Origin of the sequence: Mesorhizobium sp. M7A.F.Ca.CA.004.12.1.1 (assembly GCF_003997835.1) — a bacterium.
Classification (GTDB): domain Bacteria; phylum Pseudomonadota; class Alphaproteobacteria; order Rhizobiales; family Rhizobiaceae; genus Mesorhizobium.
The window spans coordinates 1-10592 of record NZ_RZRK01000122.1 but is presented as its reverse complement, the minus strand read 5'-3'; the positions used below and the strand labels follow the sequence as shown (position 1 = coordinate 10592).

11 protein-coding genes and 1 pseudogene are annotated in these 10592 nt (G+C 63.0%); 5 read left to right on the top strand and 7 right to left on the bottom strand.

The features are described from left to right. Together EN984_RS09130 and EN984_RS09125 are read left to right on the top strand one after the other, a co-directional pair. A pseudogene (locus tag EN984_RS09130) lies at window positions 1-686 on the top strand (D-alanyl-D-alanine carboxypeptidase); the annotation flags it as partial. A gap of 3 nt (window positions 687-689) precedes the next feature. Beyond that, entirely contained in the window at window positions 690-1814 is a 1125-nt protein-coding gene (locus EN984_RS09125) for a GTP-binding protein (RefSeq protein ID WP_127266675.1), read from the top strand. A gap of 9 nt (window positions 1815-1823) precedes the next feature. Here the strand turns inward: EN984_RS09125 and EN984_RS09120 are convergent, their stop codons facing one another. The 5 genes from EN984_RS09120 to EN984_RS09100 all read right to left on the bottom strand — a co-directional run bounded on the left by EN984_RS09120 (window position 1824) and on the right by EN984_RS09100 (window position 5722). Next, window positions 1824-2060: a sulfurtransferase TusA family protein gene (locus EN984_RS09120; RefSeq protein ID WP_164748663.1), complete on the bottom strand. Its 237-nt coding sequence runs from the start codon at window positions 2058-2060 to the stop codon at window positions 1824-1826. An 8-nt stretch (window positions 2061-2068) separates the two neighbouring features. Then, window positions 2069-3367: a murein L,D-transpeptidase family protein gene (locus EN984_RS09115; protein WP_127266673.1), complete on the bottom strand. Its 1299-nt coding sequence runs from the start codon at window positions 3365-3367 to the stop codon at window positions 2069-2071. A gap of 217 nt (window positions 3368-3584) precedes the next feature. Further along, window positions 3585-4535 carry an acetyl-CoA carboxylase carboxyltransferase subunit alpha gene (locus EN984_RS09110; RefSeq protein ID WP_127383708.1) on the bottom strand — a complete coding sequence of 317 codons (951 nt, stop codon included), beginning with the start codon at window positions 4533-4535 and terminating at the stop codon, window positions 3585-3587. A gap of 99 nt (window positions 4536-4634) precedes the next feature. Continuing rightward, window positions 4635-5552 (bottom strand): site-specific tyrosine recombinase XerD, encoded by a 918-nt coding sequence (locus EN984_RS09105; RefSeq protein ID WP_127266671.1) that lies wholly within the window; start codon window positions 5550-5552, stop codon window positions 4635-4637. A gap of 17 nt (window positions 5553-5569) precedes the next feature. Then, window positions 5570-5722: a histidine kinase gene (locus EN984_RS09100; RefSeq protein WP_127266685.1), complete on the bottom strand. Its 153-nt coding sequence runs from the start codon at window positions 5720-5722 to the stop codon at window positions 5570-5572. Window positions 5723-5932: 210 nt separating this feature from the next. On the opposite strand from EN984_RS09100, the gene EN984_RS09095 reads away from it, so the two are divergent. From EN984_RS09095 to EN984_RS09085, 3 genes are read left to right on the top strand one after another with little or no spacing between them, the layout of a single operon-like run. Beyond that, window positions 5933-6544: a shikimate kinase gene (locus EN984_RS09095; RefSeq protein WP_127266670.1), complete on the top strand. Its 612-nt coding sequence runs from the start codon at window positions 5933-5935 to the stop codon at window positions 6542-6544. Beyond that, window positions 6541-7677, top strand: coding sequence for a 3-dehydroquinate synthase (gene aroB / locus EN984_RS09090; RefSeq protein WP_127271939.1), 1137 nt, complete (start codon window positions 6541-6543; stop codon window positions 7675-7677). The genes EN984_RS09095 and aroB overlap by 4 nt, the downstream gene beginning before the upstream one ends. Beyond that, on the top strand, window positions 7674-8567 hold the full coding sequence (locus tag EN984_RS09085; RefSeq protein WP_127271762.1) for an HlyC/CorC family transporter: 894 nt from the start codon (window positions 7674-7676) through the stop codon (window positions 8565-8567). The genes aroB and EN984_RS09085 overlap by 4 nt, the downstream gene beginning before the upstream one ends. Before the next feature lie 24 nt (window positions 8568-8591). Here EN984_RS09085 and EN984_RS09080 read toward each other — a convergent pair whose 3' ends face one another. Further along, a complete protein-coding gene (locus EN984_RS09080; RefSeq protein WP_127271937.1) occupies window positions 8592-10133 on the bottom strand; it encodes a SpoVR family protein in 1542 nt (513 codons plus the stop codon). 9 nt (window positions 10134-10142) lie between these two features. Continuing rightward, window positions 10143-10592 (bottom strand): DUF444 family protein (locus tag EN984_RS09075; RefSeq protein ID WP_127383707.1); only part of this gene is annotated, 450 nt, incomplete at its 5' end.

Sequence of the window (10592 nt, the reverse complement as noted above, 5' to 3'; positions counted from 1 at the left end):
ATCAGTACACGACGGCGCGCGACCTCGCCGTGCTGGTGATGGCGATCCGCCGCGAATTTCCGCAATATGCGCCGTGGTTCTCGATCGAAGGCCTTGCCGTCGGCAAGAAGGCTATCCCCAACTACAATCTCTTGATTGGCCGTTATCCCGGCGCCGATGGCATGAAGACCGGCTTTGTCTGCCCTTCCGGCTTCAACATGATCGGTTCGGCGACCCGCAACGGGCGCACGCTGGTCGCGGTGGTGCTTGGCGAGAAATCGGCGGTCACACGTGCCGAGACCGCGGCAAAACTGCTCGATCAAGGTTTTGACGCGCCTGCCGCCGGCTCGGCCACCGTCACCACGCTGGCGCCCTATGGCGACACGGTCTCGCCCAACGACATGAAGGACGAGGTCTGCAAGAAGAAGACGCCGCAGGAGCAGTCGGAGGCGCCGCCGGTCGTCGCCAAGGACGTGCCGAAATCGCCCTATCAGGAAAAGCTCGACCATGTGCCGACGCTGGTTGCCGTCGGCCTTGGCGGCGCCACCGGTCCGGCGCCGAAGGCCATCCTCGACCGGGGCGGTCAGGAATATGCCGATGTGCCGATCCCGAGCTGGCGGCCCGACAGGCCGGCACCGGCCGGCGCAGGCCCGAAGATTGCCGGCTCCGCCGCGCAGGGCGACCAGCCGGCCAAGGTTGCGAACTAGCCAATGGGCAGCGGCTTCCCGATCCCCGTCTCGGTGCTGACCGGCTTCCTAGGCGCCGGCAAGACGACGCTGCTCAACCGGCTGCTCAAGGATCCGGCGCTGGCCGACACGGCGGTAATCATCAACGAGTTCGGCGAGGTGGCGATCGACCATTTGCTGGTCGAGCAGTCTTCCGACGGCATCATCCAGCTTTCGGACGGCTGCCTTTGCTGCACGGTGCGCGGCGAACTGGTCGACACGCTGGCCGACCTGGTCGACCGGCTGCAGACCGGCCGCATCGCCCGGCTTGCCCGCGTCATCGTCGAGACCACCGGCCTTGCCGACCCGGCGCCGGTGCTGCAGTCGATCATGGCGCATCCGGCGCTGATCCAGGCCTTCCGGCTCGACGGCGTCATCACGCTGGTCGATGCCGTCAACGGCAACGCCACGCTCGACGCCCATGTCGAGGCGGTCAAGCAGGCTGCCGTCGCCGATCGCATCGTGCTCAGCAAAGCCGATCTGGTCGCCGATCCCAATGAGTTGGAAATGCTTCGGGCGCGCCTGCGGCAGATCAATCCGGGCGCCGAACTGCTCGATGCCGGTGACACGGGGACAGGCGTGGCGGCGCTGTTTGATTGCGGCCTCTACAACCCGGCAACCAAATCCGCCGATGTGCGGCGCTGGCTGGGCGAGGAAGCCGCTCATGATCATCACCATCATGATCATGATCACCATGATGGGCATGATCACGAACATGGCCATGACCACGGTCATCGCCACGATTCGCGGGTGCGTTCCTATTCGCTGGTGCATGACGGCCCGGTGCCGTTTTCGGCGATCGAGATGTTCCTCGACCTGCTGCGCTCGACACATGGCGAGCGCCTGCTGCGCATGAAGGGCGTCATCGAGCTCAGGGAAGACCCGTCGCGGCCTTTGGTGATCCATGGCGTGCAGAAGATACTGCATCCGCCGGTGCAATTGCCGTCCTGGCCAGATGGCCAGCGCGGCACGCGGCTGGTGCTGATCACGCTCGATATGCCCGAAGATTATATCCGCAGGCTGTTCGCCGCCTTCACCAACCGGCCGTCGATCGACACGCCCGATCGCGCCGCGCTGGAAAACAACCCGCTGGCGATTGCCGGGCGGTAGCTCCCACGATTACGGCGCGCCGCACTCGACCAGGAAGCGATGGCCGCCGGAGACCGCCGCCGTTTCAATCAACTGGTGGCCGCTCTCCGAACAGAATGCCGGAATGTCGATGACGGCCAGCGGGTCGGTGGTCTCCAGCCAGAGCCGGCTGCCCGGTTGCATCCCCGCCAGGCGCTTCTTGGCCTTGAGCACGGGCAAGGGGCAGTTCAGCCCCTTGAGGTCATAAATAGCGGCGCGATCATCCACGGGCGAAATCAACCGCCGAACATGCCGAGCAGCTTGTTCTTCAGCTTCGTCACGCGGCTCTCGTCGGCACTCGCCGCTTGCGTCTCAGCCATCGGTGCCGCTTCCGAAGGGGCCGCGATGGTCGCGGTGGCGACGGGGGCTTCCTTGGCGGCCTTTTCGGCCTCCTTTTCGGCCAGAGCCTGAGCCTTGGCGGCTTCCTTGGCTTGCTTGGCCGCCTCTATGGCAGCCAGCCTCTGCTCCTCGGCCTTCTGCTTGGCCGCCTTTTCGGCGTCGAGGGCCGCCATCTTGCGGCCGGCAGGCGAATCGATGCGGCCCATGCGCGCCGTCTCGGTGACCGAGCCGTCATTGTTGAGCGACGGCGGATCGATCGGCACGCGTTCGCCGCGTGCGCGGCGCTTGGACCAGTCGGAAACGATGCTGGCTTCCTTGATGCCGGCAATGGTCGGCTTGGGCGCCGGCACGCTGGCCTTGACCGCGCCGCTGAACGCAGCGTCGTAGGTGCTCATGTAGGAATTGTAGGCGCTCTTCAGCGAATCAGGTTGCGTGGTCGCCGGGCAGGCGCCGGCCGGATCGAATGTCTGACCGTCGGCGGCAACCTGGTTGAAGACATAACGCTTCTCGCAGACATCGACCTTCGGCGGCACCTTGGTGATCTCGAAATTGTCGTAGCCGACCTTCAGCATCTTCCAGAAGTCGTAATTCGGGTCGTTGCGGTAGCGCGCCATGTTGGCGGCGGTCATGCGGAACGGAAACGCCTGGATCTGGAACTCGGTCTGGCCGCCCTGGAAGGCGTCGCGGCCGAAGGCATAGATCTGCTCGATCTGCGCATCGGTCATCGAATAGCAGCCCGACGACGAGCAGGCGCCGTGCACCATCAAATTGGAGCCGGTACGGCCATTGGCGCGGTCATAGGCGTTGGGATAGCCGATGTTGAAGGACAAATGGTAGTTCGAGCGCGGATTCATCTGCGCCGGGCGCACCGTGTAGAAGCCTTCCGGCGCCTGGCGGTCGCCTTCGGTGTATTTCGGCCCGAGCTTGCCCGACCATTTGCAGATGTCGTAGCTCGCCACCATGTCGTAGCGGCCGTTGGTTTTGGCCTTCCAGATTTCGAGCTTGCCTTCTTCCTTGAAGATGCGGGCCATCACCGACGAGGTGCGGACCATGCCCTTGGCCTTCATGTCGGCAAGGATCTTGTCGGGCAGCGGCTTGTTGGCCTCCGGGGCAAAATCCTTCATCGACGAATTGTTGCAGCCGGCAACGCCGAGGGCGGCTATCAGGATTCCGGTGCGGGCAAGCTTGACAAACATGGCTACGGATATCGTCTTTTCTCTGGCGCCAGGACGCTTCCTGCCCCGGCTGCTACACTGCGCATCGACGGACCCTAAGCCCGTTAACCCTAATAAATTCCTTACCGCAAGTGCCGACGCATCCCCCTGCGGCAGTCTCATTGAGCCGAATGCAGCGGCATTTTTGTGGCAAAAATGCTCCGCCCCGCCACATTGTTGCGGCGAAGGCTGCCTGTGGTCAGAGACTGCGGCCCATGGCCAGGTATTTTTCGCGGCGCTGCTCGCGGAAATCGGTGTTGGCGCCGGCAAAATCCTTCATCGTCCTGGCGATGAGGTCTCCGGTCGCGGCGATCACCGTTTCGGCGCCGCGATGCGCACCGCCGAGCGGCTCGGGGATGATGGCGTCGATGATCTTTAATTCAAAAAGATCCTGCGCGGTGATCTTCATGTTGGTCGCCGCGTCCTTCGATCGCGTTGTGTCGCGCCACAGGATCGAGGCGGCCCCTTCCGGCGAAATCACCGAATAGATGGCGTGTTCGAGCATGTAGACGCGGTTGGCGGTGGCGATGGCAATGGCGCCGCCCGAACCGCCTTCGCCGATGACCACCGAGGTCGACGGCACTTTCAGGCCGAGACAGGTCGAGGTTGAACGGGCGATAGCCTCCGCCTGGCCGCGCTCCTCGGCGTTGACACCGGGATAGGCGCCGGCCGTGTCGACCAGCGTCAGCAGCGGGATCTTGAAGCGGTCGGCCAGTTCCATCAGCCGTGCCGCCTTGCGGTAGCCCTCCGGGCGAACCGATCCGAAATTGTGTTTCAGGCGGCTGGCTGTGTCGGAACCTTTTTCCTGGCCGATGATGGCAATGGGTTCGCCGCGGAAACGGGCGAAACCGCCGACGATCGCCTGGTCCTCACCGAAATTGCGGTCGCCGGCCAGCGGCGTGAAATCGGTGAGCAGGCCCTTGATATAGTCGACGCAATGCGGCCTGTCGGGATGGCGAGCCACCTGCACCTTCTGCCACGGCGTCAGCGCCTTGTAGGCGTCGCGCAGCGCGTCGCGGGAGCGCTTCTCGAGACGGCTGATCTCGTCGCCGACATCGACCGCCTCGCCATTCTCGGCAAGCTTCTTCAGCTCGAGGATCTTGCCCTCGAGGTCCTGCACCGGCTTTTCGAAATCGAGGTAATTATACATGCGTGAGCGGACCGATACGTCGGAAGGCAGTGGCTGACGGAACCCTTGAATCCAAGGCTCCGGGCGGTGAAATGTCGTCCTCACATAGCGATATGAGGCCTAGTCGGCAAGCGGATGATGATCGTTGACCAGCCGCACCAGCCGCTCTTCCAGCACATGGGTGTAAATCTGTGTCGTCGATATGTCGGCATGGCCAAGCAATTGCTGCACGGCACGGAGATCGGCGCCGTTCTGCAGGAGATGGCTGGCGAAAGCATGGCGCAGCACGTGCGGCGAGATCTTCGCCGAGGCGATGCCGGCCCTTGCCGCCAGCCCCTTCAGGTCACGCGCAAAGACCTGACGCGAGAGATAGCCGCTGTCGGAGGCGGCCGGAAACAGGAACGGACTGTCGGCAAAGGCTGGCACCTTGGCGCGGGCGGCGAGCCAGGTCTTCATCGCCGCGCGTGCCTTGGCCGAGAGCGGCACCATGCGCTCCTTGTCGCCCTTGCCGCGCACCATGAAAAAACGGTCGTCGCGCTGCGCCACCGTCACCGGCAGACCGACCAGCTCGGAAACGCGCAGGCCGGTGGCGTAAAGCACCTCGACCAGCGCATGCAGGCGCAGTGACGCCAGACTGTCCCCATCGCCCGACGAGACATCGCCGGCCTCCAGCGCCGCTCGGTCGATCAGCCGGCCGGTGTCGGCCTCGCTCATCGTCTTGGGCAGCGGACGGCCCTTTTTCGGGCTGTCCAGCGTGCCGGTCGGGTCATCGCCGCGCAGGCCTTCGGCGTAGAGGAATTTGAAGAACTGGCGGATCGCCGACAGTTTGCGCGCCTGCGACGTGGCGGCAAAGCCGCGGGCGGCAATGTCGTCGAGATAGGCGCGGATATCGGCGGCGGCGGCACCAGCCAGCCCGCCATCGATCGCGCCAGAAGCGTCCTCGAGGTCGCGGCGGTAGGAGGAAAGCGTATTTTCGGCCGCGCCCCGCTCGGCGCTCATCATTTCGAGAAAGGCTTCGATGCGGGCGGCGCTGTTCATTCAACTTTTCTTCGGGTTCAGCTTTTCTTGGGGTTCAGCTTTTCCGGAGGGATGCGCACGCTCATTTCGCCCTTCTTTGGCTCGACGAACATCACCAGTGCGAACATCGCACCATAGGCAATGCCTGCCAGAATCGCTGTTACCACGACAAAGCGAAACAGTGTCGGCATCAGTTTTCGCCCGTCTTCTTGTTCTGCGTTTCCAAACCCTGTCCCCTTATGGGACGCCAATCCGGCCAATTCAAGGACGAAGCTGAGGCCTGTTAGCAACTTCTGATGCAGACCTTGCCGGTCCATATCGGGTTCAAGGCACTTGCCCTGCTTGACGCAAACGGGCTTTTCATGTCGATACGCCGGCAAAGAGGGCCTTCGAAACATCCGATGAACGCGTTGCCAGCAAATCCTCCAGACGAGACCTACGCCGCGTTGCTTGGCCGGCTGGGCAGCCGTTCCGTCGTCTTCGTCGGATTGATGGGTGCCGGCAAGACGGCGATCGGCCGCAAGGTGGCGACGATGCTGGCGCTGCCCTTCATCGACAGCGACCAGGAGATCGAAAGCGTCTCGCGCATGACCGTTCCGGAGCTGTTCGAGCGCTATGGCGAGACCGAATTCCGGGCGCTGGAGCAGCGCGTCATCCTGCGCGTGCTGGAAAACGGCCCGCAGGTGCTGTCGACCGGCGGCGGCGCCTTCATGAATGCGCAGACGCGCGAGGCGATTGCAGCGCAGGGCGTGTCGGTATGGCTGAAGGCCGAGCTCGATCTTCTGATGGACCGCGTCTCCAAGAAACAGAACCGGCCATTGTTGAAAAGTGCCGATCCGCGCGCCGTGCTGGAGCGGCTGATGGGCGAGCGCTATCCGGTCTACGCGACATCTGATGTCACCGTGCCGACCCGCGACGACCGCAAGGAAGTCATCGCGACCGAGGTGGTGGACGCGCTGTGCCGGCATTTCGGCATCGATGAGACGACGGCGACGGGCGAGGTGGAACAGTGAGCATCGAGGCACCCGTTGTCGTCGAAGTCGGCCTTGGCGACCGGACCTACGATATCCTGATAGGTTCGGGGTTGTTGGCCCGCGCGGGCGCCGAGATATCGGGCCGCCTGCCGGGTACACGCGCCGCGGTCGTCACCGACGCCAATGTCGCGGCAGCGCATCTCGCTGCCCTTCAGGCCAGCCTCGAAACGGACGGCATCCAGACCGCCGTGATCACGTTGCCGCCCGGCGAGAAGACCAAGAGTTTTGCTCATCTCGAAGAGGTGGTCGACGGTGTGCTGGCTGCGAAACTGGAACGCGGCGACATCGTCATCGCCTTCGGCGGCGGCGTTATCGGCGACCTTGCCGGCTTTGCCGCCGGCATCGTGCGGCGCGGGATGAATTTCGTGCAGATCCCGACCTCGCTGCTGGCGCAGGTCGATTCCTCGGTCGGCGGCAAGACCGGCATCAACAGCCCACGCGGCAAGAACCTCGTCGGCGTCTTCCATCAGCCGAAACTGGTGTTGGCCGACACCGGGGTGCTCGACACGCTGCCTATCCGCGAATTCCGCGCCGGCTATGCCGAACTCGCCAAATACGGGCTCATCGACCGGCCAGAATTTTTCACCTGGCTGGAAAAGAATTGGGTCCAGGTTTTCGCCGGCGGGCCGGAGAGGGCGCAGGCTATTGCCGAAGCCTGCCGCGCCAAGGCCGAAATGGTTGCGCGCGACGAATTCGAGACCGGCGACCGCGCGCTGCTCAATCTCGGCCACACATTCGGCCACGCGCTGGAAGCCGCCACCCGGTATGACGGAGCCCGCCTCGTCCATGGCGAAGGGGTCGCCATCGGCATGGCGCTGGCCTACCGGTTCTCGTCGCGGCTCAATCTGGCCAGCCCCGACGATGCCGCGCGCGTCGAGGCGCATCTGCGCGCCGTCGGCCTGCCCTGGCGGATAGCCGACATATCGGGCGATCTGCCTGACGCCGAGGCGCTGCTGGCCTTTATCACCCAGGACAAGAAGGTGTCGCGCGGCGCGCTGACCTTCATCCTGACGCGCGGCATCGGCCAGGCCTTCATCGCCAAGGACGTGCCGGCCTCGGAAGTGCTGTCGTTCCTCAGGGAGAATCACCCAAAGGAAAGCGACCGGAGATGAACGAGCCCGGCTGGATCGTCGTTGCCGTCCTTGCCATCCTCATCGTGCTGCTTGTTGCCGTGCGCACGCGCCTGCTTGCCATGTCCGGATACGAGCTTTCGCGCATCGAGCCGCAGCGTTCCAGCCAGGACGAATTGCGCGGCGCGGTCGACGATTTCCGCCGCGACGGCCAGGTGGTGCGCGAGGATCGCGACCGCGTCGGCGGCCTGTTCGATCTCGCCGAACTCGAAGTCTCCGACATCATGGTCCACCGCACCAACATGCGCTCGGTCAATGCCGACAATGCGCCGGAAGCGGTGGTGCGCGAGATCTTGCAAAGCCCGCACACCCGCATGCCGCTGTGGAAAGGCTCGCTCGACAACATCGTCGGCGTGCTGCATGCAAAGGATCTGCTGCGCGCCTTGAACGAAGTCGGCAACGACTTCTCCAGGATCGATGTGATGAAGATCGCCTCGAAACCATGGTTCGTGCCCGACACGACAACCTTGCAGGAACAGCTCAACGCCTTCCTTCGCCGCAAAGCGCATTTCGCCGTCGTCGTCGACGAATATGGCGAGGTCGAAGGACTGGTGACGCTGGAGGACATTATCGAGGAGATCGTCGGCGAGATCGCCGACGAGCATGATGTCGACATACAGGGCGTCAAGCAGGAGGCCGACGGCTCCGTGGTCGTCGACGGTACGGTGCCGATCCGTGACCTCAACCGGGCTCTCGACTGGAACCTGCCGGATGAGGAGGCCACCACCATTGCCGGCCTCGTCATCCACGAGACGCAATCGATCCCCGAGGAGAAGCAGGCTTTTACGTTCCACGGCAAGCGCTTCATCGTCATGAAACGCGACAAGAACCGGATCGCAAGGCTGAGGATCAGGCCAGCCGGCGACACCTGATACGCGCAGGGAGGCCGGGGCACGTCATCCGGCGATCTGGCTGGTCGAGCGTTCGTGGATCGTCGCGCCGGTCTCGGCATCCATGGCCGCCAGGCTGACTTCATAACCCCAAAGCCTGCGGATGTGACGAAGCGTGGCGTCGCGGCTGGCATCCTCGAGAAGGATGCCGTCATTGACCTTGTGCTGCAGGCGCAAATGGCGGTCGCCGAGCAGATCGACATCCACCACCTGAATGTCCGGTCGGTTTGCGCCGAGGTCATAGCTGTTGGCGAGCGTGGCGCGTATCTTGGCGTAGCCGCGCTCGTCGTGGATCGAGGCGACCAGGCAATGCGGTTGGTCGGCAGCGTCGCCAAGCACAAAAAACCGCCATTTCCGGATCAAGGCCGGACTGAGGTACTGGCGGATAAAGGATTCGTCTCGATGCTCGGCCCAGGCGTCAAGCAGGACCTCGCGCCAGTTGCCCTGGCCAGCGATGTCAGGGAACCAATCGCGGTCCTCGGCCGTGGGTTTGGTCGAAATGCGCTGAATGTCCTGCATCATGTCGAGGCCGAGAGCATAGGGGTTGATGCCTGAAAAACGCGGATCGTCGAACGCCGGCTGAAAGACCACGTTGGAATGATTGCGCAGGATTTCGAGCATGGCGCCTTCGCTGATCTGGCCGCGGTCGAACAGCATGTTCATCAGCGTATAGTGCACGAACGTGGCGCAGCCCTCGTTCATCACCTGTGTTTGCCGTTGCGGGTAAAAATATTGCGCGATGACCCGAACGATCCTGATGATCTCACGCTGCCAGGGCTCCAGGACCGGGCTGTTCTTTTCCAGGAAATAGAGCAGGTTTTCCTCAGGCAGGTTTAGCGATTTCTTCCGCTCCGGGTCCTGGCCCTTGTCGTTGGCCGCTTGCTGCGAAGGCGGCAGCGTACGCCACAAGTCGTTGTAGGAGCGCTCCTCGTATTCGAGACGCTCGCGAATTCCTTCGCGCTGCCGTTCCGAAGACAGCCTCGGCGGCCGGTGATAGCGAAACACGCCCTGATCCATCAGCGCGTGGGCGGAATCGAGCACAGCCTCGACGGCGGCGAGGCCGTGCCGCTCCTCGCAACGGACTATGTAGCCCTTGGCGAAGTCCAGGTAGCCGAGGATCGCACCTGCATCCGTCCATTGTTTGAACAATTGATTGTTCTTGAAGAAATGATTGTGCCCGAGCGCTGCATGGGCCGTCACCAAGGCCTGCAGGGCCATGGTGTTTTCCTCCATCAGATAGACGATGCAGGGATTGGAATTGATGACCAGTTCATAAGCAAGCCCTCGCCCGCCCTTGCGATAGAGCAGATCCTGGTGGAGGAAATGTTTGCCGAAAGACCAGTGACGGTACATCAATGGCATGCCAATGGACGAATAGGCGTCGAGCATCTGTTGCGAGGAGATGATCTCCATCTGAACGGGATAGGTGTCCAGATGAAGCTCTTCGACCGCAAGTGCCTCGATCGCGTCATAGGCCCGCGACAATGTTTTGAAATCCCAGTCGGACCCCGAAAAAAGCAGGCTGGATTTGCTGGCTTGTCTGACCATCGGGAACCCTCATGCCCGCTTGAGGGAGACCGGCTGCCTGCCGAAAAGCTGGCGAAAGACCGGGTAGATATCGGCGGGCGTAGCGATGCGGCTCATCTGGAAGTTCGGCCATTTCTGGTCGATGGCGTTATAGGCACGCCACAGCGATGTCCCGTTTTCGGTCGAGCCGAAAATATGGGCTTCACGCTCGTCGATGATCTCGACATAGGCAAAATACTGGCACAGCCGCATGAGCTCGCCGTTGAGAAGCGAAATGCATCGCTCTGAATCGCCGGCGAAATTGTCGCCGTCCGAGGCCTGGGCAGCATAGATATTCCAGTCGTGGGCCGGGTAGCGGCTCGCGATAATACGGTGCATTTCCTCCAGCGCGGTGGAAACGACAGTGCCGCCGCTTTGGGTGTTGTAGAAAAATGTCTCCTCGTCGACCTCCTGAGCCAGGTGCGTGTGGCGGATGAAGAC

What these genes read in the sequence shown, in the direction of transcription:
- EN984_RS09115 (WP_127266673.1), bottom strand. Translation starts at nt 3,367, where the DNA reads ATGTTTGTCAAGCTTGCCCGCACCGGAATCCTGATAGCCGCCCTCGGC.
- EN984_RS09085 (WP_127271762.1), top strand. Translation starts at nt 7,674, where the DNA reads ATGAACGAGCCCGGCTGGATCGTCGTTGCCGTCCTTGCCATCCTCATC.
- EN984_RS09105 (WP_127266671.1), bottom strand. Translation starts at nt 5,552, where the DNA reads ATGAACAGCGCCGCCCGCATCGAAGCCTTTCTCGAAATGATGAGCGCC.
- EN984_RS09080 (WP_127271937.1), bottom strand. Translation starts at nt 10,133, where the DNA reads ATGGTCAGACAAGCCAGCAAATCCAGCCTGCTTTTTTCGGGGTCCGAC.
- EN984_RS09110 (WP_127383708.1), bottom strand. Translation starts at nt 4,535, where the DNA reads ATGTATAATTACCTCGATTTCGAAAAGCCGGTGCAGGACCTCGAGGGC.
- EN984_RS09095 (WP_127266670.1), top strand. Translation starts at nt 5,933, where the DNA reads ATGAACGCGTTGCCAGCAAATCCTCCAGACGAGACCTACGCCGCGTTG.
- EN984_RS09100 (WP_127266685.1), bottom strand. Translation starts at nt 5,722, where the DNA reads ATGCCGACACTGTTTCGCTTTGTCGTGGTAACAGCGATTCTGGCAGGC.
- EN984_RS09125 (WP_127266675.1), top strand. Translation starts at nt 690, where the DNA reads ATGGGCAGCGGCTTCCCGATCCCCGTCTCGGTGCTGACCGGCTTCCTA.